We start from the raw sequence: 24,954 nt of genomic DNA, 5'->3' as shown, positions 1-24,954 counted from the left end.
CACTTGGCTATCGCTCGATACCGCATCAGTAATGGCGATTGATGCAACCGTTACCTGGTTTTCTTTTGATACGAGCGCGCCGAATGAAGCGCCTTCTCAGGTGTATGGATCTGATCATGCCGAGCGCGTGCGTGAGTGGTGGGATCGCATTGATTCACAGAAGAAGCCTGCTGATGCCACTCAAGATGTTATCCGTGAATCGGCTGATTCAGTTGAGACTTCTGATCACGCTGAAAATACTAAAGTCATTACGGCATTGCCAGCGACGCCGCAATTATTGGATCAAATCAAACAGGGCATTGATGCTGCCACTCATGTCATCCCTGTTGTTCAGTCGAAGTTGCATGAATCCATGCCTGAATTGATTGATAACGCTAGTGCCGTGACTCGATTTTTAGATGATGAAGAAGCACTCATTTTATTTCTCATGGAAATGTAGTCGCACCAATGATGGCAACCTTGCGCCATTACTTCTCTGGAACTCGCACGATGCCAAACAATGCCATGCCTGATCAAAGCGAAAAAAGAATTAAGTTTGATGCGACGGTCAATTTGGGGCATCTACTTACCTTTGCGGGATTCTTAGTCACTGGTGCGGCCATGTGGCAGAACATGGACAAGCGTGTTGTGGTGCTCGAAGAGGCGCGTGTCTCTCAGCAGCAGATTGACCGGCGTCAAGAAGAATCGATTAATGAGAACAAGCGCACGGTGCGTGAAGACCTGAAAGAGATTAGTTCTAAGCTGGATCGACTGATAGAGAGAAAGCCATGATTATTCCTGAATGGAAGCGCGTATTGCGCTATTCATGGTCTGTACGTTTCGCATTGCTATCCGGTTTTTTGTCAGCGCTTGAATCAATATTGCCGCTATTTTCAGATATTTTCCCGAGAGGTATTTTTGCAGTTCTTTCTATGCTCTCTGGAGTGCTTGCCGCTATAAGTCGTTTTGTCTTACAAAAGAAGGTGCGTAATGGCAAATAGTAAAAAAGTAGGTGCCGCCGCGTTGCTAGCAACCGTGATTGCAATCCCCGCAGAGGGGTTGCGTCAATACGCCTATTACGACCCGCCTGGTGTACTAACAGTTTGTTACGGGCATACGGGAAAAGATATTGTAAAAAATCGTCAGTACAGTTTGGCTGAATGTAAGTCTCTGCTCACGGCTGAAATGGCTGAGGCCGTTGATGCGGTTGATCGTTGCCATCCTAATTTACCGGTAGAAGTTCTGGCCGCATTTGGTGATGCTGCATATAACTTAGGCTCGACAATCGCTTGCGACAAGTCAAAGTCAACAGCGGCACGGTATCTCTACCAAGGAAAACTGATCGAAGCTTGTAACCAGTTACCAAATTGGAATAAGAGTCGCATCGGTGGCGTACTTGTACCGTTGCCAGGTCTGACTACCCGTCGGAGCAACGAAAAAGAACTTTGCTTGCGTGGTGCCGCATGATTTCCATTAGCGTTTGGGTGCGTTTGGTTGGATTAATAGCTTTTGTTGTTGGCCTTTTTGGCAGTTTCGGCTATGTGCACCACAAAGGATTTGAGGCTGGAAAGAATAAAGTACAAGCTGAATGGGAATTAGAAAAAAAGAAAAACCATGACGACTACGTTGCAGCTTTGATTGAGCGAAACAAAGAGATTTCAAGATTAACAGTCGTCTATGCAACTGCGGAGAGTAAAGCAAATGAACTTAACGGAAAAATACAATTACAGAGTGATGTGTTTAAGCGCGACCTTATTGCTACTCGTGCTGCTGGCGGGTTGCGCCTCCCCGGGTCAGTCTGTGCAGACTTTGCCAGAGAAACCAAAGCCTACGGCGCCAGCGACGTTGATGGAGCCTTTTCTGTTCGACTTCCTGACCGAGTTGAAGATGGTCTTTATGAAATCGCAGAAAAAGGAGCCGAATGCAAAATCAGATTAGAAAATCTCCAGATCTGGATTAAAGACGTTGGTTTATATCCGTAACAATTTTGAAAGTACATCATGGCACAGAAGCGAATTTCCTTAAATACCGTCAGTGAAGATGAGAAGTGGAAGGTTGAAAGTGACCTCCGCTGTGTGATGGAGTGCGAGCAAATCGAAAACGATCCTGTCCGCATGAAGAAAGTCCGGGCATTAGCCAAAGAAAAGATGCTGGAAGTGGCTGCAATTGCTTCCGGTGAATCCGAATAAATGAGTAGTTTTTATTAACCAGCACGCAGGAGTATGCGATGAGCACGACTTATAGCGAAGAAGATTTAGCCACATTAACCGATGAAGAACGCGCTGTTATTTTAGATGATGACGGTGCCGCTGAGGCTAACCGTAAGGCATTGGCAGCGATTGCCAACGGCGGTGATGATGACGATGAAGAAGACGCAGACGGCGGTGATGATGGTGATTCGGATGCGGATGCCATTGTTGAGAATGATGACAAAGCAAAGGAAGACGATGCTGCTAAGTTAGCCGCATCTGATGACGTCGCGCAAAAAACCGTAGTCGTTGATGAAGCGCCGGAAAGATTCCGTCCGACTTATCACGCTGAGTTACCTGCATCATTTACGCAAACGGCCGAGCAAGTCGAAACAAATATTGCAGATTTGAAGGCGAAGTTTAAAGCGGGTGAAATTGATTTTGACGAGTATGAAAGTCAAAAGTCTGAACACGATAAATATCTTCGTGAACTCGACAAAGCATTAGTGAAAGTCGATATCTCTAAGGAGATGTCGGCGCAAAGTGCAAATCAAGAATGGGTGTTCACTGTTAAGAGTTTTGTGAATTCCATCGCAAAAGAGGGCGGCACAGACTATCGCACCGATGAGGCAAAGCGTGGGGATCTGGATCAATTTATCAAAGTTCTAGCAGCGAACGATGCGAATAAAGATAAAGATCAAGAATGGTTCTTACGCGAAGCGCATAAGCGCGTGAACATATTGCATGGCATTGCGACAGTAGCGCCAAAGAAAGAAGATCCGGTTACCGAAGCTAAAAATAAGCGCAAGGTGAATCTGGAAGCAGCGCCAAAAACATTAAGCCAAGTACCTGGTTCTGATGGTCCTGGCGATGTTGGTGATGAATTCTCGACGGTTGATTCTTTGAGCGGCGATGCATTTGAGTCAGCTATTGCAAAGATGTCGCCTGCTCAACGTGAAAAATTCATGAGCCGCGCATGAGCAAAGAAAAGGGCAGTCTCACACTCGATATTCGCCCAGGTGAGCGCGTGATGATTGGTGGTGAATTAGTTGAAGTTGAACTCGTTCATAAGTCTGGTCAGCATGCGCGCATCAAAGTCACAGCGCCAACAAACGTGAAGATTGAATTGGTCAAGAAGTCCGCACCAATGATGGCAGAGTAGTAGCTGTAGTAGGTCAGAACGGCGCGCAGGAGTGCTCCTAATTTTTAATTTTTATAGGAGCACTTTTTATGGCGCGCACCATCGTCGGGGTCAATGATCCCAAGAGTGTGAAGCGTTGGGCTGGTTTGCTTGCCTTCGACGTTTCGCAAAAATCATATTTTAATCAACGTTTCATGGGCAAGGGCGCTGAGTCCGAAGTGCCTATTCAAATTCTGACAGATCTGCAATCCGATGCAGGCGATCAGATCGCTTACGACTTGCTGGCAGAAATGCGTATGGCGCCGGTCGAAGGCGAGGACATGCTCGAAGGTAAGGAAGAAGCACAGAAGTTCTACACAGATACTCTGTACATCGACCAAGCCCGTGCCGGCGTGAATACAGGTGGCCGCATGACGCGTAAGCGCACGCTGCATAACCTGCGTGAAAAAGCCAAGCGTCAACAATCCCAATGGTGGGGTCGTCTGGTTGATGAATTGCTGTTCATCTATCTGTCTGGTGCTCGTGGTGTCAATCCTAACTTCTTGTTGCCGCTCGGTTATGCCGGTCGTGCTAACAATGCGTTAGTTGCTCCAGATACTGCGCACACTTTATACGGCAACGTCGCAACGGCATTCAACAACATTGCTGCGACGGACAAGATGGATTTGCGCATGATCGATCGTGCTGTCACTCGTGCGCAAGTACAAGGTGGTGGCCCGACTGGTATCCCCGTTCTGCAGCCATGCAAGATTGATGGCAATGAAACGTTCGTCTGCGTCATGCATACATGGCAGGAAGATGATTTACGTAGCAATACGAATACTGGCCAATGGTTGGATATTCAAAAAGCTGCGGCTGCGTCTGAAGGTCGTAACAATCCATTGTTCAAAGGCTCTTTGGGCATGTATCGCGGTGCGATTTTGCACAGCCATCGTAATGTGATTCGCTTCGCTAATGCGGGTGCTGGTTCCAACATCGAAGCAGCACGTGCGCTGTTTATGGGTTCTCAGGCGGCTGTCGTTGCTTACGGTTCACCTGGTACTGATCTGCGTTTCGATTGGAACGAAGAAACTCGCGATAACGGTGACAAGGTCGTGATTTCTACGTCGAGCATTTTTGGTACGAAGAAAACAACCTTCACTACTGATGCTGGTGCGCAGGATTTCGGTGTATTTGCATTGGATACCGCAGCGGCTACCCGCTAACCCGTCGTTGATTTAGGCCAGGGGGAACCCTGGTCTAAGTGAACAACTTCAAAATTTATAGGAGTCTGACATGGCTTTTGCATCAACTACCACAAATGATTTTTTGATTGGCCGTACGCCAACACCAACCCCGTCTAATTCTAGCGACGTCACAGTACGCTTTAAATTACCGTTTGTTGCTGGCGATTTGACGCTGAATAACTTGGGCAATATCGGCATCTTGCCTGCTGGTTGCGTGCCTGTTGCGTTGTTGATTGACTCTGACAAGCTCGATACGAACGGTACGCCAACCATCGCATGGCAATTAGGTATCTCAAATGCGGCTGTGGTCAATAACGTTCAAGGCGCTGGCGGTACCGCAATCTCTGCTCTTACTGCTGACGGTGGCGCTGCCTGGGCTACTGCTCAAACAGTGTCACAAAATGGCGGTCAAGTGCAGGCATTAAGTAAAGCCCTGTCACGCGTGACGCCTACGACGTATGACCGTTACATCATGATCCAGGCGACAGCAGCGGCAGCGACAGCGGCAGCGGGTGAAGCGGCCATTATCTTTACCTACCGTTTCGCTTAATAACCATAGCGGCCCTGCAATAAGGCCATTCCAAAAAGGGGGCCAGATAGTCCCCTTTTTTTATCCTTACGGAGAGTAAAGATGAAACTCGCAACAGAAATTAAACCTCGCGCAGATGGCACGGTCATTGCCCATATTGACGACAAGATCACTTATGAATTTGTCGGACAACCTCTGACGTGCGATGTTGAAGATGATTCCCATTGTGCATTCTTGCTGAACACAGGTTCGTTCTTCCCTGCGGATGCCGCTGATTTTGAGCGTGCTGAAATGGCACTGAGTTCTGTATTAGATAAAGCTGCTGCCAGCGATGAGGGCAATGATGATGCCAGTGATGATCCTGATGAAACGATTGTCATTAATAACGGTGCACCGGTCGAAGCATTGACTCCAAAGAACACAAACAAAGCTGCGACAAAGGCTAAAAGATAATGAAAGTCTGGTCGTACTGGTTCCCTTATGTATTGCCAAATCTGCGTAATTGTCCGATCCCTTTGGTTGAACATGAGTTGCGTAACGCTGCCCAGCAATTGCTTGAGCGGTCACGTGCATGGCAAATCACGCTATCGACGATTCCAGTCTTGGCGGGAGCTAGTTCGATTGTTATCCCTATGGACACGGACAAAGAGTTAGTTCGTGTCGAAAATGCCTATTACGACGGTGCAAAACTCACTGTTATTACCTCTAATTCACTAGATTCTGACAATAACGATGACTGGTCTTTACATACCGGTACGCCTGTCAGTTATCTGCAATTAAGTCCTGGTGTCATTACGCTTTATCCAAAGCCTCTTTCAACTGCATCGACGGGGTTGAAATTGCGGGTATCTGCAAAACCAAGTGATGCAGCAACTGGATTACCAGACGAAATTGCAGTGAAGTACCGTAACGAAATCGCGATGGGTGCCAAAGGTAAGTTAATGGTGTACGCCGATAAGCCATGGACAAATATGGATTTAGGTGCGGCCTATTTGCAATCGTTTAATGCGATGGTCGACAACAGTAACATCAATGCAGCGCGTAGCAACGGTCAGGCACGTATTGCATCACGTCCGAAGTGGAGCTAACAAATGGCGCGCACATTTCAGATGCTGGTTAGTAACATCATCACCAAAGCACGTTCTCTTCTCAATGACACCAATAGTACGACTGGGTATCGGCAGTCTGATGCGGAACTGATTGGCTGGTTGAATGATGCATTCAACGTCTTGCTCAATATTAATCCGGCACTCTTTGCAAAAAATGCGATGCATACCTGTGTGGCTGGGTATGTGCAAACGGTTGATATTAATCGGGCGGTGGGCTTCTTGGAAGTCGTCGGAATTCCAGAGGGGGACCGTGTAACTCTGACGCTATTTAGACCGAATTGGATCTATGACCCGCAAGGTGCTACGGTGAATTGGATGCCTGAACCCTCTGAGCCATTGCGGTTTGATCTGTACCCGCCAGCGCAAGCAGGGGCGCAATTGCCTATCCGGTACATTGCTGCGCCGGTGCCATTTACTACGCTGGCCGACATTGTGCCAATCAGTGAAAACTACGAAGCCATGTTAGTTGAGTATGTCGTTGGACGTGCTGAAGTCAAAGATGATGAGCATACAAATAGCCAGCGTGCAACGCAGCTAATGGATCGATTCATCGCGCAAGCAAAGGGAACTTCATAGCATGACGCAACTCTACGCCAACAATGGGCAGTCAACGCTATCGGCTAGTGCGACTGCATTAGATACGACTCTCTTTATTCAGCCGGGGCATGGTGGTCGATTCCCGACGATAGCCGGAGCAGATTATTTCTTCGTCACGCTGGAAAACGCGGCTGGCAATATTGAAGTCGTCAAGGTCACGACGCATGCGGCTAATGCAACGTCCATGATCGTTACGCGTGGACAGCAAGGTACGACAGCACGGGCGTGGGCAAGTGGTGATCTGTTGGAACTGCGGACAACAGCCGTTGAACTGACGGCATTTGAAACAGACATTGACGATCTGCAAGCTACGCGGTCTATCCGTGCCGGTGATACTTATACTGGTACGCACAACTATGCTGGCGGTACCTTGCGTGCGGCAACGGTTTCATTTGGTACGACAGGCAATATTGTTGCGACGGTTGACTATGTCGCTCAAGCGGCATTTTCTGCATCACTTCCTTCGCAGTCTGGAAATGGCGGGCGCGTTCTGGTAACGAATGGAACGACCGCAAGCTGGACGGATGTGCCAAGTGGGTTGCCTGCGCAAGCTGGTAATGCCGGACGATTCGTTACAACAGATGGAACGACGGCTAGTTGGGCTGATGTGATCATCCCTCCAAGTCTTCCGTCACAGACAGGGAATGCCGGTAAGTTTTTAACGACCAATGGTAGCGCCTCTTCTTGGGCCACGGTACCTATGCCATCATGGCTAAAGTATGCGCAAGACGTGAAACGAACCAGTACCGCATCGAGCTCAACGACGACCATCGATCTTGCGGCCGGTGATGAAGCAACGTTTTTTAAAGTCACGATATCTGCCAATACTACGTTGACGTTTACTAATTTTCCTGCGGCGATAGGTGGTGAAGTCTTTACGTTTTCATTGATGACGGTCAATGATGCTACTGCCGGCCGTGCGCTGGCGTTTGGCAATACGATTAAGTGGGCAGGCGGTATCTTACCGCCACGTAGCACATCTGCGAATGCAGTTGATATCTGGACATTCTTTTATGAGAATGGATCGCTGAGCGGATCGCTTTCTATTGTCGATAACAAGTGAGGCTGAGATGAAACTTGGTCAAGCATTGTTGCGGGAAAAAACAAATGTCGGATTAAAGGCCAGCATTACGTTTAATTCACCAGGTAATTACATTCCGCCATTTGGTAAAACAACGGTGCGGATTGGTGGTAAGGGCGGTGCTGGTAATGCAGCATCTGGTGGCAATGTCGTTAATCCTGCTATTCCGTCTTCTGTGTATGGTGACGTTCTTGTTTACACCATTGCCAATTACAGCACGCCAGCTCCATTGCCGCTAACGCCTCCGACTCCAAACACGGCGTATAGCAACAACTCGTATTCAACAGCGAATACAGGTACTTATAACGCTGCGTCCCAGCCATCGCCCTATAACACTGGATCGCCATCACCAAATAGCTATACGACGTCGACTGCCTATTATGTCAATGTCTATACGCCTTCGACTCCTGCAAATTACAACCCCTATTTCCCAGCAAATACGGGGGCTGGTACGAATGTTGGTGGCGTTGCTATCCCCGGTGGAATTGGTGGCCCAGCCACGGTAGTACCGCAAACAACAACATCGATAGCCTATTCTCCAAGCGGCATTACAGTCACTGTGCCTGCCGGTGGATATGTCACGATTGATAATATCTAGGACCCTATGAGAAATATTGACACGTTCATTCCGCCAATGGAGCCTTTTGTTATCTGGTCGGGAGCATTCACAAAAAATGAGTGTGAACAGATAAAGTCGATAGGTGAACTCTGCGAATTTGCAAAAGCGCGTATCGGCGAAGAGGATGCGCCGGTGACGGATGAAGGTATACGCAAGACAGATATCGTCTGGATTGAGCCAGGCGATGATACCTATTGGATCTTTGATCGCTTCAATGAACTGGCAGCAAAGATTAATTTTGATAAGTTTCAAATGGAACTGAGCCGGTTTGATGGCTTTCAGTATTCCAAGTACAAGACAGAGGGGCATTACGACTGGCACAACGATATTATGCTGGCGCCAAAAAATGGGCTGTTTCGTAAGCTGTCATTTAGCTTGATGCTGACTGAGCCAGAGGACTATGACGGTGGTGAGCTGTTGTTCAATCTGAGTGGTGACCAAGTCAACGCAACACCATTGAAGCAAGCAATGGGGGACTTGATCGTGTTTTATTCCAACATCCCGCACAAGGTCAATCCAGTTACTGAAGGAGAGCGCTTGTCTCTGGTGACGTGGGCTCTTGGGGGTAAGGTGAAATGAGTTTGTCCTTATTCTTCAAATCGGACCTGATGGAGTTTTATTGCGATCCTGAATTGTTCGGCGTCATCCCTGAGCCTGTACCTGCAATCAAGATGGTGCCTGACTGGTTTAAAAAGATTCGGCCAACATCGAATAGTGGGCGCGATCAATTTGGTTCGCATGGGGCGACTGCAAAAAAGTGCATGCCGCTTGTTGACGCGATGGGGGTGGGCTTCATCATTCCTCTATGGGGTGATACCAATGTTCGTACTAATGGGGATGGATCATTGATTGAGGTCGGCGGTAATCCTCTTGGTCCGATTATTGAATTTCATAACAAAGAGCAGCTTGGTGGTAAGTCTTCGCCTACTTATCCGGGGCCTGCGATCAAGTTCATTAACCATTGGGTGATCAAGACTGCGCCTGGTTATTCAACGTTGTTTATGCCGCCACTGAATCATATTGACCCGCGTTTTACATGCCTGAGCGGTTTAGTCGATACCGATAAGTATCCAAAAGAAGTGAACTTCCCTGCGATCTGGCATGCAAAAAACCATGACGCCATGCTGTCTGCTGGTACGCCATTGGTGACGTGTATCCCTATGCGGCGTAAAGACTTGCGTGGAAACTGTAAGCCACGTGCAAAGACGCAAAGAGAGAGTGCGGAAATAGAGCAGTTGAAGATGAAGCAACAGTCTCGCATGGGTGTTTATACGAATGAACTACGGGAGCCACGTAAATGAACTGGCTCAAGAAACTATTTGGTTTTAAACCCACAATTTTATTTAAATCCTATATCGGCAATTTTGCAGTATCGACACCGGTCGTCTCTGCTGGAAAGATTCGTCCGGAATGGATGCGCAAACAAACTGAGAAGAAGGTATCGGTTTGTCCTGGTATGTTCGACTATTTCCAGTCTGGGTACATTATCACCGCGCACACCGATATTCATATCAAAGCCAATCGTGCTGGCACGGTGATCCAGCTTGCGCCGACGGCAGCAGATTGTCATGCATTAAAGCCTGTTCCATTTGATTTTGCGGTGGTTGAAGGAATGGCGAAAATTGATCCTGCGATCAAGCCGATGGCTTTTAAAATTCCGATGCCATGGACAGTGCAGGCGCAGGAAGGTTATTCAGCCTATGTGCTACCTGCGCTGATGCATGCGGACTTTTTAGATAAGTTGCACGTGTATCCAGGCGTTGTCGACTATGACAAATACCATACGATTAACTTCGTATTTTCAGCATTGAAAGAGTGTGAGGTGACTATTTATGCTGGTCAGCCATTGCTTCATGTGATCCCATTTAAGCGTGAAAAAATCACCGCTATATGCGGGAAAGCCACTGAGGAAGAACGCGATAAACAGCTATTCAATATGCCAACAAGGATGAAACACTATTACCGTAAATTTTTATCTGAGCGGAAATCGTTTGCCATGTCCTGCCCATTTGATCATCGGAGTCAGAAATGAACACTGCATTTTATTATTTGTGTGACTTGGATAAGAAAGTCGCGATTGACTACCGGCAGATCCCCGAAGTGTTTGGGAATATCACCGGTATGGCAGATCTGAATGATGCATCGTTGGCATCGCTCGCCTGGGCCAAGGTGCCAAGTCTTGGGTTCTTGAAAGAACCGGCCGCTCTTGCTGCTGGTATTTCTGTTGCCAGCATGACCGCGGCCTATAACTTGGGAGCTGAGGCGCGACGGACGTTTGGCAAAGATGTTCGTGAGACAAACGTGGAGAACATCAAGGTCACTACTGCGGCAGGGAATACCTTCGATGGTGATGAGGTAAGCCAAAACCGGATGGCACGCGCGATCGTGGCACTGACTGGTACAAATACACCATCGACCCTCTGGGTGCTCGCTAATAACAACAAGATCAATGTCACCGCAGCCGAGTTGACTGAGGCCCTAGCGTTGGCTGGCGCGGCACAGGCTGCGATGTGGGTGATCCCATGAGATTAAAACAGGTTGCGATTGCGGTAGACCAGTTAGCAAATGCCTTATTGAGTGGCTATGCAGATGAGACACTGAGTGCCAGGTGTTGGCGTTGCCGGAATTCGCAGCCTTATAAAACGCTTCGATTTTTAATTGATGCCTTGTTTATCTTTGATATCAATCATTGTCAAAGCAGTTTTGAATCTGAACGTTTGCGGATGCAATCGCCACCGGAAGAACGATCATGACAGCGTTACGAATTACGAATTTTGGCGGTATCGTTCCGCGCTTGGCAAACCGTGCATTGGGGCAAAATGGGGCAAGGTCTGCGGCAAACTGTACGCTCTTGTCAGGCGAATTGCGCCCTATGCGTAAGCCAAAAAAGGTATATGAGCCAGCACTTGCATCGGCGTTGAAATCGATATTCCGAGTTGATGACACCACTTTTTTTTGCTGGCCGACTGAGTTTGTGCAGATGGTGCGCGCACCTATCGAGGGTGAAGCGCGGTTTTGCTACACCGGCGACGGCATCCCCAAGGTCACAACTAAAGCAATTGGTACGCCAGTGAATAGCTCTGGTACACCTTCTGCATCATTGTCACTTGGCATTCCATCGCCTATTGTCGCGCCTTTCGTTGGAACTTCTGGCGGTGTTAGTGCAGTGAATGCATCGCGCCTGTACGCCTACACATTCTATTCAGATAATAATGAAGAGAGCTCGTTTTCCCCAGTATCTTCGCTGCTAACTGGGAAGGTTGATGCATCATGGAACATTACAGGAATGGAGCCGTCACCTGCTAACAGTGGAACAGTGACAGCAATTACGAAGACGGCAACGACCGTCACGCTGACCTTAAACACAAACCATTATTTAAGGGTAGATGACCTGGTAACGATTGCCGGTGTTGCTGGCATGACGGATGTGAACGGTGCCTGGAACATCGCATCAGTACCCGGCAATAGTCAGATCACCATTAACCTTGTTACCTCACAGACCTATACATCAGGTGGGGCATGGACAAGGGCTGTGCCGTGGGGTAATTGCAAGAAGCGGCTATACCGGACAAGCAGTGGTACGAAGGCTGATTTTCAGCTTGTCGCAATTGATATTACGACGACGACTTACGCAGATTCGCTGACTGATCTGCAAATACCTGGTGACTCTGCCGTGTCTGATGGATGGGTGCCGCCGCCGTCTAATATGGTTGGCTTGGTTAGTCTGTCGAATGGTGTGCTCGCTGGATATTATGGCAATACGGTATGTATGTCGGAGCCTTATCAGCCGCATGCCTGGCCAACCAAATACCGCAAAAAAATGTCGGGCGACATTGTTGGCATTGCCGCATTTGATACGAATCTCGGCGTGGCGACGACAGGATTGCCGGTAGTATTGGCAGGCTCTGATCCTGATCAGATGCTACCGATTAAGCATAGCAAGCCATTGCCTTGCGTTGCGCGTGCATCCGTGTGCGGTGTCGGTGATGGCGTGGTTTATGCGTCAAAGAATGGCCTAGTCAAGATCGATATTTCCAGTGCAAGCATGTACACGTCAGAACTATTCGGTCCTGAAGAATGGAATAAGATCGTGCCAGCATCTATCAAGGCCGCATTTGATGGCACTAAAATCTATCTGTCTACTGTGGCCGGCATTATTTATATCTTCAATACGATTGAAGGCGGCGCATTAACAACCACGAATCAATATATTGATGGCATGTATGTCGACACGGCGACAAGCGATCTGTTCTTTGCCTATCAACGTAAGGTCAATGTTCTGGAGTCTTTTACCTCGGCGCCGATGACGGCGGATTGGTGGGGACGTGAGTTTGTTTTAGATAAGCCTGTCAATTTTGGTGCGGTGAAGCTTGAATATGACATGGACTATGCCATTGATGCTGCGGCTGCAATCGCGCAAGAGCAAGCGGATGCCATTGCCTCTAATGTCACGAAGATTACAACGATTGGCGGTCGCGGTGGTATTGGTGCCAGTGCGATCAATGCACGGCCGATCAATGGAAGTTTTTTAGATCCTATCCCCTCGTCGCAGGTGTCGGTATCGTTTTCTTTTTATGCTAAAGAAAAGCTGATATACAGCGCTGTTTTACAAAACGGTGTCGGTGCAGTGATGCCATCTGGATATAAGTCCGATACATTCTCGATCCGAATCCAGGGCAATACCCAAGTCAAAGCCGTAGTCATTGCGGATACACCAAAGAATTTAAAAGATGCCTAAGCGTTCTATCCCAAATATTCCTAAGTCATCGGTTGGCTCTGACCGGTATCAGTTTGATGTGTCTCTCAAAGAGACGATTGAAGTGATTGCCGGGCAGCGTGGCGAGCGGGTAAAGGAGCTGTCACCTACTGCGACAAATGCTCAGATTATTGCCAAAATTAATGAATTAATAGCGCTCCTACAGTAGCGCGTGCCAATGATGGCACTCTGTTTGCATGGATATTGACGGCTATTTATCTGCGAACGAAGGGCGGTTATTGGATTCTGACATGATATCCACGATCAAATCGCTCGTTCCTGTGTTGAGCACGGCTGAATCTATCTTGCATGAAACGCCGTCTGCCGCGATCAACATTGCAGATGACAAGCGACTAATTACGAATCAGCCACAACGATTTATTCAGTTTGTTGCAGACATGATCGGGTCTGAGCCATGGGGCAATGCTTATGGAATGGGCATGGTGAATGCCCGTGGGGAGATTGTGTGCGGTGTGGTATTTGAGGACTATAACCGTGCTAGCGCCTGTATTCATGTCGCTGGTATTGGGAAATACTGGCTGAGCCGGACATTTCTCTATGCCGTGTTTGACTATGCATTTAACCAACTGAAATTAAAACGACTCACCGGATTGGTAGCACAAGGCAATGATGCCGCTTATAACTTTGATCTTCATCTTGGTTTTAAGCTTGAGCACGTTTTAAAAGACGCGCATCCGAACGGCGATATTTATTTACTTGTGATGCGGCCAGAGGATTGCCGCTACTTGCCAGGAGCTAGGAATGGGAAAGAATAGCGCACCCGCACCGGACTACACGCCAGTTGCTAATGCCAGCAAAGAGACGGCGGAACTATCGGCTAAGCTTGGTCAGGCACAGCTTGACGAAAATAAGCGTCAGTATGAAGAGACGAAGCTGATCACGGCGCCGATTATTGAGAAACAATCGGCGTTGATGGACCAGACCAAGCAACAAGGTGATGCCTACTTTAATCGCTGGAAAGAAGGCCAGACGGTTACTGATGCGCTAAAAAATGATGTGATGACGGATAATTCTGCACGGAATACGGCAGAGCGTAATTCGATCACGCAATCGATTAAAGATGCTGCGGCCGGTTATCAGAATCTGGCTGCTGGTCAAAATGCCTTTGGAGAAAAACAGGCATCGACTATCCGTGCCGCTGAAGAAAAGATTGCTGCTGACTCGCAAGCAGATGTCGGTAAAGCGGCTGATCGTATCGGTGACAGCATGAATAAATACGGTGGCGATGTTCAGAAAGCCATTGATTTATACACTGCCGGTAACGGTGCAATCAATGAAAAATACGGCGCCGATATTGAGCAAGATGTCGGCAAGGCGGTTGCCGATGCAAGAAGCGGTCAGGCTCAGGCGTCAAATCAGGCAATGCGTCAGGCGATCCGTTATGGATTGAGCGTGCCGGATGCTGCCGCTACCAGCACATTGGCGCAGTCTCAGCAGCTTGCCGCATCGGCAAATGGCGCACGTACTGATGCAACAAATAACTATCGGACGCTGGTCGGTAACAGTGTCGGTATGAAACAAAACGTGTTGAATACGGGCGTCACTGCGGCTACTGCAGATGCTGGACTGCGTAGTAATGCCGCGATTAATGCTGCTGGGTTGAAGTCTTCCGGCGAATCGCAGGCATTGCAATCGATGCAGACAGCAAATACGCAGGCATTGGGATTGAACACGGCCGCAATCGACAAAATTGCTACTGTGGCTTCAACTGCACGGGATCTGCGCCGTCAAGATGAAGCAACGGATATGGCGAAGAAACTCGACGTCGCGGGAATGTATAGCGGCATGACGGGTGCCAGTGCTGGCGCCTATAGTCAGGCGAACACGTCGGGCAATTCTGCGGTAGGTAATCAAAATTCAACAGCAGGACAATATTTAAACGGTATGAACGCGGGTACCAATACGATCTTGACTGGGCAACAAGCTGCAATGGGTGGACTTGGCAGTATCTTAAGTTCTCAGACTAGCGTTTATAACAATAGTCAGGGTGAAGGGTTCGGCGCAATTCTTGGCGGGGTCGGCGGTGTTTTAACTGGCGCGGCAAAGGCAGGCATAATCGGTGGGTCGATGCGGGAGTACAAAGAAAATATTGTATTAGTTGGGAAACATCCGATTGGTATTCCTCTTTATCAATTTAATTATTTGCCTCAATTTGCTGAAAAATGGGGTTATGGCAATCATGTTGGTGTGATGGTCGATGAGTTGATTCATGTAATGCCTGATGCGATTAGCAAAGACATAGATGGACACACGGTAGTAAATTATAAATTGTTAGGCGGGGTAAATCATGCGGCATAAAAATAGTGTTTTAGATTTTATTTCTGCCTTCAATTCTGCATATGACACTACTTCTCGCGTAGGTAAGGACATGGAGTTGTCAAAAATCTCTACAGCCAAGCCAGAAGAAGCCGACGTTGAGCAGCCTGGCATGCTTGGTCCGCAGCCAGAAGGCCAAGATTATCCCATGCAAAAAGGGGTGAAGTTTTTGGGGCAAACATCTGCGTCGCCGATGACTGATCAGCAGGTCGCCGATGCGCGGCAGCAGGCAATGGCTGGTGTCTATGACAAGTACGGTGATGCGGATGCAGCAAATCGTATCCGCTCCAGTATTACCCAAAACAAAATGGCGAATCTGCAATTGAGTCAGGCAGAGCGACAAGGTAAGCGTGAGGATCGCGAAGATCAATATACCGAAGGGCGTAAAAACCTGTTTGAGAATTCGATCTATAACCAGAAGCAAACAGGCTTTGCCAGTGCGCAGTCTGATTATGAGTCTGCGATGAAAGAGTATCAGGGCAAAGTCAGTGCGGGTCAGACCGATGCGATAGCTCCAGTTGCCCCGGCAAAGCCAAGCTATGGAACGGCTGAATCCTTACTCGATCATGCGTCATTGCTGGCGTACGATATTCAGAATAACAAAGCCGGATCGGATGCCTTGGTCAATCTGACCGAAATGAAAAAACAGGTTGACGATGAGGGTTATGGACGCGCACTGAAGATTGCGCAATCAGGTGCGCCTCTTGAGGAAGTTGCTAAGTCATTTAATGATGGTGGCAAGGTCAAGCTTGATCCCACAAGTGTCGTCTCGGATAAGATTAAAGACTTGGGCAATGGACTCAAGACACGACTTTTAACAGTAAAAGATCCTGACGGTTCTACGCATACCATTGATACGATGGCTGAGCTCGATGCAATGGGGAAGGCTGATTCGTTGTTTAGCCGGATGTTCCAGGCAGAAGGTCTGAAGAATCAAAAAGAGCATATCAAGATTGCTCAGGGTAGTCTAGGCATTCAGGGACAACAATTGCAATTGGCAAAAGATCAGCGCGCCCGTGAAATCCTCAAAGAGGATGATGCTAAAAAAGCAGGGGTGTCCCTGTATCAAGAAGCGCATCCGGATGCAACGGCGCCACAACTTGAGGCGGTGCGAACTGGTGTGATGCCTGCCATTGTCGGTAAAGGTGCCTACAAGGTTGAGTCTGGTGACGTGACAACGTTATTGGGTACGCCTGCAGTGGATGAACGCGGCAAGCCGATGATGGACCCAATTAGCGGTAAGCAGTTGGTCAATCGTGATCCAGAGAAAGAAAAACAATTCTTTGAGTGGATGAAGAAACAAGGTATCACCGACACGAATGCCGGTCTTGCTCAGTATCTCGGACAGCAAAAGCCAGCAGCAAGCGAGCCGATTAAAATTAGTACGCCGGATGATTATGCCAAACTGCCCAAAGGCGCTAGCTATATTGCTCCTGATGGGACTGTTAGGACAAAGAAATAAGATTTACGTACCTATGATGGCATTCTCCCTCTATGTAACTATGAGGGGAATGGCATGGCTAATTGGTGGGATAACGATCCTGTTTCATCCGACAAATCCAAAGAGGGCTTTTGGTCTGCCGATGAAGTCGTGCCTCAAAAGAAAAAACCAGAGACCTCATCTGGATTTATTGATAATCTAAAAAACTATGGCAATGCCGTGTCATCTGCGCTTGGTCAAGGCATTGGCGGCATGGAAGCCGGTATCGGTACCTTCTTGCAGGCGCCTGCCGCTAATACCCTTGCCGCGGTAAAAGGTGTGCCTGCTGTCATTGATCGCGGACTGACTAACCTGATCAATGTTGTGTCACCAGGCGAAGCAGCATTGCACACCGATACGCAAGAAGAAGCGCAGCGCGCATCTCAATTTGCGACGGAATCACGCGCTGAGAATGTGGCGTCAAAATACAACGTTGTCGCCAAACTAGGAAAGCTGGCTCAGGATGATGGCCGCGATCTGATCAAACGAATTCAGGCTGATGATGCAGTAGACAATCCTGAATTGATTCGTCAACAGCAGGCGTTAGCAGATGCGGAAGGCTTTCTCGGCAATCTAAAAGCGATGAAGGACAATCCATTAGCTTTTACCCATATGATGGCAAAGTCATTGCCGGATATGGCTGTTGGCTTAGGTGTTGGTCGTGTTGCCGCTACGCGCGTGCTGGGGACGTCAGTTGCAGCAGGCGATATGGCGGCAGCACGTATAGCAGCTTCTGGCGGCGATTCGATTGCACAGGCAGCGGCTGCGAAAGAAGCAATGACGATTGTGCAGCAAAAAGCTACGCAGTCAGCAAGTACGGCCGGTATGTTGTCTGAGGCGGGATCATCCGGCAATAGCTCTCGCGAATCTTCGTACAATCAAGTATCGACCATGCCATTCGATAAGCTTGCTGAATCTCCACGCTTTGCGGAGATTCTGGCCAAGGTCGGCGATAAAGAAAAAGCCCGTGAGATATTGGCGAACGAAGTCGCTGATCAAACGCCGATGCTGTCGGCTGGCCTGACTGCGGCGGGAACGCTGGCGACTAATAAGCTGTTTGGCGGTGATTCCACGGCAAAAGTATTGTCTGGCGTTGAGAAAGCATCACTGAAAGCGGTCGCCAAAGATGCGGCGCAAGAAGGTGTCGAAGAGGTATTGCAAGGTGTGCCGCAAGGATTCTCTGATCATACGGCCATGCTTGCTGCTGACCCAAATAAGAAGTATGACCTGGGCGGCGAGATTGCACAAAATGCGATGGGCGGTATTGCGATGGGCGGTGCCGGTCATGGTGGTGCCTATGCATTCCAAAAAGTTGGAGAGGTAAAGCAGTCACTTGCCGATAAAAATAGCGTGCCAGCCGTTGCGGATGTCAGCACGGATAGTGAGGTGCAGCCAGCAGAAGCGCCTAAGCCAACAGAAGCAGAGGCGGCGCTGATGAAGCCAAAGAATATCTCTGCCCTGGATCGCGTGGGCGAGATTGATACCGAGCTCTCCAGCGTAAAGCAACGTGCGCAGGCGATCACGACTGAAAACGGCTATGGTCCGACGTTCGATAAAGAGCGTGAAGAACTGGCGCAACAAGTCGGGCAACTTGAGCAAGAGCGTAAATCAATCACATCGGCATGGCCCAAAGCGGCGGCTGGTGCTGATACCTCATTCACCACAGAAGCCGGTGCCAGAATCGGAGCAAAGTATGCTCTGATGGAATCAGGTGACCTACAGACTAGCCATGATGAAAACCTTCGTGCCAATCCGGCTTATCCGCCTGAGCTACAACCGCGTGAGCGCGATCGCGCGGCGTCGTCTACTCAGATATCCGGTATCGTCCAAAAGCTGGATCCTGCTCGGCTGGGGCTGTCTGCTGATGCCGCTACCGGCGCGCCTATTGTTGGTGCTGATGGCTTAGTCGAATCAGGTAATGCGCGAACGATTGCACTGAAACGCATCTATCAGGCTAACGGACAGAAGGCAGAAGATTACAAATCGTTTTTGACGACTAATGCCGGACAGTTTGGCATTGATCCCGCGCAGATTGCCTCGATGCAAAAGCCGGTCTTGGTTCGTGTCCGGACAACACCGGTGAACCGGGCTGAGTTTGCACGTCAGGCGAATGCTACGACGGTGGCGCGCATGTCGTCGGTGGAACAGGCACGCTCTGATGCGGCACGCATGGATATCTTGGATGACCTGAACCCTGACGACAACGGCGATTTCACGACATCACGTGATTTCATTCGCCGGTTCATGGCGAAAATTCCGCAAACAGAAGTGGGCGAAATGATCGATGGTGACGGTAAATTGTCACCGGCTGGCTATGCACGTATGCGCAATGCAGTCCTGGCTAAAGCGTATGGTGATTCGCCGGTGCTGCTGCGAATGACAGAAAGCCTCGATGATAATTTGCGCAATGTGTCGAAAGCATTGATGCAGGTAGCACCACAGGTGGCAAAGGTGCGTGAGTCGATCAAAGAGGGGCATTTACACGACGCCGACATTACGCCGGACCTGTTGGGTGCAGTCGAAGAACTGTCTCGATTGAAAGATAAGGGCAAGACCGTCAAGGATTACATGAGTCAATCGGGCATGTTTGGCGATAAGCTGACGCCTGAAGGTCATGACATGCTGCAATTCCTCGATGAGAATATCCGGCGTCCGCGCCAGATGGCGGAGTTTGTCTTACGCTATACCGAAGCACTGGAAGCGATGGGGCATCCAGGACAAGCGAATATCTTTGGCGATAATCAGGTGCCGACTAAGGGCGAATTATTAACTGCTGCGAAGAGGGAACAACATGACGCACAAGAATCCATTGCTGGAGAAGGAAGAAGTCAAGAAAGTGAAGTACCTGCTGGACCGGATAACATCCAGCGAGACGATGCGCGCAGCAATGAAGCGAGCAATCAAAGCAATGACGCAACAGCCGGGCGACAAGGCGATGAAGTAGTTGGTAAGAAAATTAATAAGGAATGGACTGCTTTTGCGCCTGAATCTGGGACGCTGGGTATTCCGCGCGCTGACATGCCTCAGATTAAGGCGGAGCATCGCGGCGCCATGGTCAATTTCTTAAAGGCACGTGGCATCAATAGTGAATCAGAAATAGTGCCAGCCGATAGTCTTAAGCCGACCCAAGCTGAGTTTTCGCCGGAAAAGGTCGATAAAGCGAAAGCCTATGAGGGCGGTGATCGTTCTATTCTCATTTCATCGGATAAGCATGTTCTGGATGGGCATCATCAGTGGATGGCTAAAAGAGAGCTAGGCGAAGATGTTAAAGCCATTCGACTAGATGCACCTATTCATAAACTACTGGAGACAGTGAAAGAGTTTCCTAGTGCAGAGACAGCCGATGGATCGAAGAAAGAAGTAGTTGATGACGCAGTATTCAAATCAGGTCATGGTGCATTGAATTACCTATTCGGTATGCCAGCCGATGAGCTGACAAGCCAGGTAAAGTCGCTGTCTGAAACTTGGGCGAATGCGCCAAAAATAAATGTTGTCCAGTCAGTGCATGAGTTGCCGTTTAATGCGCCCTATGATGCGCGAGGTGCGTACTACCAGGGTCAAGTCTATCTCGTATCCGATAATCTGCATGGTGCCGAAGATGCTCAGATGGTGCTATTTCATGAAGCGTTGGGTCATGCTGGCTTGCGTGGTGCGCTCGGTGAAGAGCTTGCGCCGGCATTGCGAAAACTCGCCCTGAATAATCGGTCTATCGCCAAAGCAGCCGGTGAATGGCGTAAGGAAAATGCGGACATCCGCGGTAAGCGATCCGAAGATAAGTGGCTGACGACATCGATTGAAGAAGTGCTAGCAGACATTGCCGGATCTGGCCGCAAGATTACTGGACTCGAAAAACTGTTGTCTAAAGTGCAGTCGTCTCTTCGTGCGATTGGATTAGATGCGGTCGCTAACTGGATGGAACGGGCAACCAATGCCGAGGCATTGACGCTGCTCAGTGCTGCCAGAAAGCATATTCTGTCCGGTCAGGAGACGCACTTCTATACGAATGCAGAAGCGCAGGCGCTGTCTCGTACCGGTGATGATGCAATAGCCCAGCATGCATTGGATGAAATTGCCTCTATCGGTGATGCATTTAAATATGATAAGTCTGATAAGGACACAGTTGAAGGAATAACAAAAGATGCTGACGCTAATATCAAAGTTAGAAAGCTGACCAATATCCCAGGCGAAACGCGCTATGAATTCACGCTGCCGGATGAGACCACAGCTCGCATGATGGTGCGGCCATTCAATAAATACGGTAAGAGTATCTACGGCTATGATCTGGATGCAAATAATGAGATGTCAAATCAGGTGGATGAGCGCCCTGGTAAATTCCCTGAAGAGGCACATGGTAAAGGCGATGTGTGGATTGACGTATCTCTACTGAATGAAGGTAGTGGATTCGGTACTAAGATTTATCATATTGCTTCTAACTATGCCCACAATACAGGTCAAGTCTTTATTGGTGACCCTGCTGGTTTATCTCATGCCGCGATGCTGCGTCGGCCTGAGCAGATGTTATCCAGCGCCTTAAAGTTCGGTACCACGGAGCATATTGCCCCACATCCAGCCCAGATTAAGGGTAATCCAAAGAATGGTGTTGCGCCCTTAGATTGGGTGTATGGGGATCATGTTGGTAATATACAAAAGCTGATTGACGCGACGTTGCAAAATATCGACAATGGAGGTGGAATCGGAGGTATTGAATATGACAAGCAGTCTGGGGAATTTGTCGACAGCTCAGGTAGCAGAATTACGCGAGAAGATTTACGCGGACTGGCAGAAGCTGGATTGGCGCGTAAGGTATCGGCTGGTAGCGGAACACTTGCGCGATACGCATTCCTCAAATCCGCATTATCAGACCAAGGACATCAAGGACAAACCGGACGGAAGCCCGGCGAACTACTGGTTCGGCTTAGCGGACAACTCCGCGACCATGTGTCCGCCGTGGATCAGAATGGTAGCGGAACTAAGGAAATCTTCTATTCCAGAATCAGAGACGACAAACTAACACCTGCCGAACGTGCAGAAAAGTTAATCCAGTCATCGGCAAGAACTGCCGCTCCTATTGATGCCTTAGTCAAAGGTGTCACCAAACTCACAGGCCTTGATCGCGCGACAACAGCGGTCTATAACGGTGCTGCATTCATTCTTGATCGATATACGCCAGAGCAAGTCAAGGCTGGTTTTGTGTCTGACTATGGCGTGCCTGATGCGGTGATAGATCGCCGCGCCGGTCTGTCTGGTCACATGAACGTACAGACACGTAAAGTCGGCAATCTGCTCGACAAGCTCTCATCATTGACGCGAGAAGAATCGCGGATTGCCTACGAATGGATGAGCAACAGCAATCCACAGGCCATTGCCTACCTCGAAAAGCAGTTGCCGCCTGAGTCAGTCAAAGTCCTGGCTGAAGCCAAGAACATGATTGATTCGTTGTCGAAAGAAGCAGTCTCACTGGGGCAATTGTCGCCCGAAGCTTATGAGCGCAATAAGATGGAATACCTGCATCGCTCCTATGAAAAACATACGCTGGAACAAGACAAAGGCGAAGCCAAGAGGCGTGCACGGGCAATTGCGATCATGGGTGATCAGTATAAAGGTCGTGGGCTGTCTGAATCGGTGCCGATGTCATCAATCCAAAATACGGCGCCGGAATGGTGGAATCGTAAGCTGAAGGAGGGGCAAGCTGATAAGCAGCTCAAGGGGGAGTCATTCATCCGTCTGGAAAAACATGCGCCTTCGGGTGAAGGTACTACGCCGCTGGATGGCATCGAGAATCGCCCAAAAGGGAAGCTGCAAGAAGTCGTCTATGTGCCTGCGGGTGAGGCAATCCCTGCAAAATACAGCGAGTGGGATCAGGCTGGTACGTATGAGGTGCAGGATACAAAAGGCGGCAATGCAATCTTGTGGCGTGACTTCACCAAGCAAGAGCGTGAAAAAATGGGCGAAATTGATGAAGCCCGTTTTGCGATTGCGAAGACCTTGCACGGCATGATCCATGACGTTGAAGTTGGCCGCTATATGGAGTGGATAGGTAAGAAGTATGCCTTAGCGCATGAGACACAAGTGCCGGGCAAATTGATTGATGCCAAAGAGTTGAGCTTGGGTACGATGAATACGGTCTACAAGCCTGGCGACTGGGTAAAAATTCCAGAGACGAAGGTGAATGATACCGATGCCTACAAATATGGCAAATTGGCAGGCAAATATATCCCTGGCCCGATCTGGAATGATGTTCGTCAAATCAGTAGTGGGTCATTCAAGCCGTTTGGTGATGTCTATTCATCGATCCTAAAAGTATGGAAGGCCTGTAAAACAGCGTTATCTCCGGCCGTGCATCTGAATAACGTGATGACTAACTTCGTGATGGCTGACTGGCATGATGTCTCTGCCAGCCATATTCATAAAGCATTAAAAATCCTGTTGGCCGCACATGATCGCGACGGTAAGGGCATGCTCGGTACCGCTGGCAATGTCGCTGCGCGCGCGGGGATGGCGGACCGTGAGGCTGCGAAGGAGGTCATCGGACGATATCAGGACTCGGGCGGTAATATCGGCACGTGGGCAAGTAAAGAACTGCAGCAAGATCAAATTCAGCCTTTGCTTGAGGCGCTGGAAAAAGAAGCTGGCATGGATCCAGATTCCATCGCGGCACAAGTCGGGGTCATGAATGCAATGCAATTCCTGCTGCAAGGTGAATTAAGCGCGGCGTGGGATGCGGCAAAAGGGTCGAAGCCAGGCAAGGCAGTCATCACCGAAGGATCGACACTGATTGACCTGTATCAGTCGGAGGACGAGGTATTTCGTCTTGCCGCATGGCTGGCGGCAAAGGAGGGCGGTGCTACGGATATGGACGCCGGGCATGTCTCGCGTAAATCCTTCCTTGACTACAGTATCAATGCACCATGGGTGGCGGGATTGCGCGCAACGGCATTCCCTTTCATGGCATTTAGTTATCGCGCAATCCCGATGATGGCAGAGACGGTAGCTAAGCGCCCATGGAAAGTATTGAAACTGGCAATGCTGGTAGGGCTGTTGAATTCAATTAGCTATGCGCTGTCTGGCGGCAATGAGGATGACGAACGCCGGTACTTGCCTGAAGAAAAAGCGGGGCGTGTCTGGGGCTTGGTGCCGAAGCTGGTCCGGATGCCATGGAACGACTCACATAATCAGCCGGTGTTTCTCGATATTCGACGCTTCATTCCTGTCGGCGATATTGTGGATACGGGGCAATCAAATTCAGCGATTCCGCTGCCGCCTTCCGTGTTGCCAGGTGGTCCGATGGCGCTGATGGGGGAGCTGGTCCTGAATAAATCCATGTTCACCGGCCAAGCGATCACGGAAAATACCGATACAGCAAAAGAACGCGTCACCAAGACACTTGATTATCTGTATAAGTCGATGACGCCTAATCTACCGATTTTGCCCGGCACGCACTCTTGGGACAGTATTGTCAAAGCAAATTCGGGCGGTACCGATGCATTCGGCCGTGAGCTCTCTACCGGTCAGGCAATATTAAATACGGTCGGGGTCAAGGTTGGCAGCTATGGTCAGGATACGTTGCGCCTGAATGCTGCTAAAAAGCTGCAAGCCGAGATGATGGAGATTGATCATAACGTTGCCAAACTAAAACGTGAATATTCACGCAAGGGAATGACCTATGATGAATTTGTCGAAAAAGCACGTTCGCAGCAGATGAAGAAAAAAGAACTGGCTGAAAAGTTCAGGGCGCAATAATGGCGCACCTGATCGTATTCGGCCTGATCTGCGCCTTGGGCTTTTGGATGGATAAATATGCGCGTAACTTTTATGCAAGTGTGATGGGATTCGTTGTATGGTCCATCGGCTTCATTGGCTCATGTACTAGCGTGATTTTGCTGTTCGTGACCTGGTAAAGCGTTTAATATC

26 protein-coding genes are annotated in these 24,954 nt (G+C 49.1%); all 26 read left to right on the top strand.

What is annotated here, in order from left to right:
• The first annotated feature begins 31 nt into the window (after positions 1-31).
• Positions 32-439, top strand: coding sequence for a hypothetical protein (locus ACO0K3_RS03715; RefSeq protein WP_422981987.1), 408 nt, complete (start codon positions 32-34; stop codon positions 437-439).
• 50 nt (positions 440-489) lie between these two features.
• A complete protein-coding gene (locus tag ACO0K3_RS03710) occupies positions 490-771 on the top strand; it encodes a hypothetical protein (RefSeq protein WP_422981985.1) in 282 nt (93 codons plus the stop codon).
• A complete protein-coding gene (locus ACO0K3_RS03705) occupies positions 768-980 on the top strand; it encodes a hypothetical protein (protein WP_422981983.1) in 213 nt (70 codons plus the stop codon). The genes ACO0K3_RS03710 and ACO0K3_RS03705 overlap by 4 nt, the downstream gene beginning before the upstream one ends.
• The gene (locus tag ACO0K3_RS03700) at positions 970-1,446 is read left to right on the top strand and encodes a lysozyme (RefSeq protein ID WP_422981981.1); all 477 of its coding nucleotides are present in this window, start codon (positions 970-972) and stop codon (positions 1,444-1,446) included. The genes ACO0K3_RS03705 and ACO0K3_RS03700 overlap by 11 nt, the downstream gene beginning before the upstream one ends.
• Positions 1,443-1,961 carry a hypothetical protein gene (locus ACO0K3_RS03695; RefSeq protein WP_422981979.1) on the top strand — a complete coding sequence of 173 codons (519 nt, stop codon included), beginning with the start codon at positions 1,443-1,445 and terminating at the stop codon, positions 1,959-1,961. The genes ACO0K3_RS03700 and ACO0K3_RS03695 overlap by 4 nt, the downstream gene beginning before the upstream one ends.
• Before the next feature lie 18 nt (positions 1,962-1,979).
• A complete protein-coding gene (locus ACO0K3_RS03690) occupies positions 1,980-2,168 on the top strand; it encodes a hypothetical protein (protein ID WP_422981977.1) in 189 nt (62 codons plus the stop codon).
• A gap of 38 nt (positions 2,169-2,206) precedes the next feature.
• The gene (locus ACO0K3_RS03685; RefSeq protein ID WP_422981975.1) at positions 2,207-3,148 is read left to right on the top strand and encodes a hypothetical protein; all 942 of its coding nucleotides are present in this window, start codon (positions 2,207-2,209) and stop codon (positions 3,146-3,148) included.
• Complete coding sequence (locus tag ACO0K3_RS03680; protein ID WP_422981973.1) at positions 3,145-3,330, top strand: carbon storage regulator; 186 nt, start codon at positions 3,145-3,147, stop codon at positions 3,328-3,330. The genes ACO0K3_RS03685 and ACO0K3_RS03680 overlap by 4 nt, the downstream gene beginning before the upstream one ends.
• Before the next feature lie 68 nt (positions 3,331-3,398).
• Positions 3,399-4,514 carry a N4-gp56 family major capsid protein gene (locus ACO0K3_RS03675; protein ID WP_422981971.1) on the top strand — a complete coding sequence of 372 codons (1,116 nt, stop codon included), beginning with the start codon at positions 3,399-3,401 and terminating at the stop codon, positions 4,512-4,514.
• Positions 4,515-4,584: 70 nt separating this feature from the next.
• The gene (locus tag ACO0K3_RS03670; protein ID WP_422981969.1) at positions 4,585-5,085 is read left to right on the top strand and encodes a hypothetical protein; all 501 of its coding nucleotides are present in this window, start codon (positions 4,585-4,587) and stop codon (positions 5,083-5,085) included.
• Positions 5,086-5,166: 81 nt separating this feature from the next.
• Complete coding sequence (locus tag ACO0K3_RS03665; RefSeq protein WP_422981967.1) at positions 5,167-5,517, top strand: hypothetical protein; 351 nt, start codon at positions 5,167-5,169, stop codon at positions 5,515-5,517.
• Complete coding sequence (locus ACO0K3_RS03660) at positions 5,517-6,152, top strand: hypothetical protein (RefSeq protein ID WP_422981965.1); 636 nt, start codon at positions 5,517-5,519, stop codon at positions 6,150-6,152. The genes ACO0K3_RS03665 and ACO0K3_RS03660 overlap by 1 nt, the downstream gene beginning before the upstream one ends.
• 3 nt (positions 6,153-6,155) lie before the next feature.
• A complete protein-coding gene (locus ACO0K3_RS03655) occupies positions 6,156-6,749 on the top strand; it encodes a DUF6682 family protein (protein ID WP_422981963.1) in 594 nt (197 codons plus the stop codon).
• 1 nt (position 6,750) lies between these two features.
• Positions 6,751-7,833 (top strand): hypothetical protein, encoded by a 1,083-nt coding sequence (locus tag ACO0K3_RS03650; RefSeq protein ID WP_422981961.1) that lies wholly within the window; start codon positions 6,751-6,753, stop codon positions 7,831-7,833.
• A gap of 7 nt (positions 7,834-7,840) precedes the next feature.
• Positions 7,841-8,449, top strand: coding sequence for a hypothetical protein (locus ACO0K3_RS03645; RefSeq protein WP_422981959.1), 609 nt, complete (start codon positions 7,841-7,843; stop codon positions 8,447-8,449).
• Between the two features lie 6 nt (positions 8,450-8,455).
• Complete coding sequence (locus ACO0K3_RS03640) at positions 8,456-9,049, top strand: 2OG-Fe(II) oxygenase (protein ID WP_422981957.1); 594 nt, start codon at positions 8,456-8,458, stop codon at positions 9,047-9,049.
• Positions 9,046-9,771: a DUF6065 family protein gene (locus ACO0K3_RS03635; RefSeq protein WP_422981955.1), complete on the top strand. Its 726-nt coding sequence runs from the start codon at positions 9,046-9,048 to the stop codon at positions 9,769-9,771. The genes ACO0K3_RS03640 and ACO0K3_RS03635 overlap by 4 nt, the downstream gene beginning before the upstream one ends.
• On the top strand, positions 9,768-10,502 hold the full coding sequence (locus ACO0K3_RS03630; RefSeq protein WP_422981953.1) for a hypothetical protein: 735 nt from the start codon (positions 9,768-9,770) through the stop codon (positions 10,500-10,502). Before ACO0K3_RS03635 ends, ACO0K3_RS03630 begins: the two co-directional genes overlap by 4 nt.
• Positions 10,499-10,996, top strand: a complete 498-nt coding sequence (locus ACO0K3_RS03625) for a DUF4376 domain-containing protein (RefSeq protein ID WP_422981951.1) — start codon at positions 10,499-10,501, stop codon at positions 10,994-10,996. Before ACO0K3_RS03630 ends, ACO0K3_RS03625 begins: the two co-directional genes overlap by 4 nt.
• A 223-nt stretch (positions 10,997-11,219) precedes the next feature.
• Positions 11,220-13,208, top strand: a complete 1,989-nt coding sequence (locus ACO0K3_RS03620; RefSeq protein WP_422981949.1) for a ubiquitin-activating E1 FCCH domain-containing protein — start codon at positions 11,220-11,222, stop codon at positions 13,206-13,208.
• Positions 13,201-13,395, top strand: a complete 195-nt coding sequence (locus tag ACO0K3_RS03615) for a hypothetical protein (RefSeq protein WP_422981947.1) — start codon at positions 13,201-13,203, stop codon at positions 13,393-13,395. The genes ACO0K3_RS03620 and ACO0K3_RS03615 overlap by 8 nt, the downstream gene beginning before the upstream one ends.
• 28 nt (positions 13,396-13,423) lie before the next feature.
• Positions 13,424-14,002 carry a GNAT family N-acetyltransferase gene (locus tag ACO0K3_RS03610; protein WP_422981945.1) on the top strand — a complete coding sequence of 193 codons (579 nt, stop codon included), beginning with the start codon at positions 13,424-13,426 and terminating at the stop codon, positions 14,000-14,002.
• Positions 13,989-15,545, top strand: a complete 1,557-nt coding sequence (locus ACO0K3_RS03605; protein ID WP_422981943.1) for a hypothetical protein — start codon at positions 13,989-13,991, stop codon at positions 15,543-15,545. The genes ACO0K3_RS03610 and ACO0K3_RS03605 overlap by 14 nt, the downstream gene beginning before the upstream one ends.
• Complete coding sequence (locus ACO0K3_RS03600; RefSeq protein WP_422981941.1) at positions 15,535-17,025, top strand: hypothetical protein; 1,491 nt, start codon at positions 15,535-15,537, stop codon at positions 17,023-17,025. The genes ACO0K3_RS03605 and ACO0K3_RS03600 overlap by 11 nt, the downstream gene beginning before the upstream one ends.
• A 54-nt stretch (positions 17,026-17,079) precedes the next feature.
• Positions 17,080-24,783: a hypothetical protein gene (locus ACO0K3_RS03595; protein WP_422981939.1), complete on the top strand. Its 7,704-nt coding sequence runs from the start codon at positions 17,080-17,082 to the stop codon at positions 24,781-24,783.
• The gene (locus ACO0K3_RS03590) at positions 24,783-24,941 is read left to right on the top strand and encodes a hypothetical protein (protein ID WP_422981937.1); all 159 of its coding nucleotides are present in this window, start codon (positions 24,783-24,785) and stop codon (positions 24,939-24,941) included. The genes ACO0K3_RS03595 and ACO0K3_RS03590 overlap by 1 nt, the downstream gene beginning before the upstream one ends.
• Positions 24,942-24,954: the final 13 nt, after the last annotated feature.

Origin of the sequence: Undibacterium sp. Rencai35W, from assembly GCF_049340185.1 — a bacterium.
Classification (GTDB): domain Bacteria; phylum Pseudomonadota; class Gammaproteobacteria; order Burkholderiales; family Burkholderiaceae_D; genus Undibacterium.
Note: the sequence above shows the minus strand (reverse complement) of the source record. Positions and strands in the feature narration are given on the sequence as shown.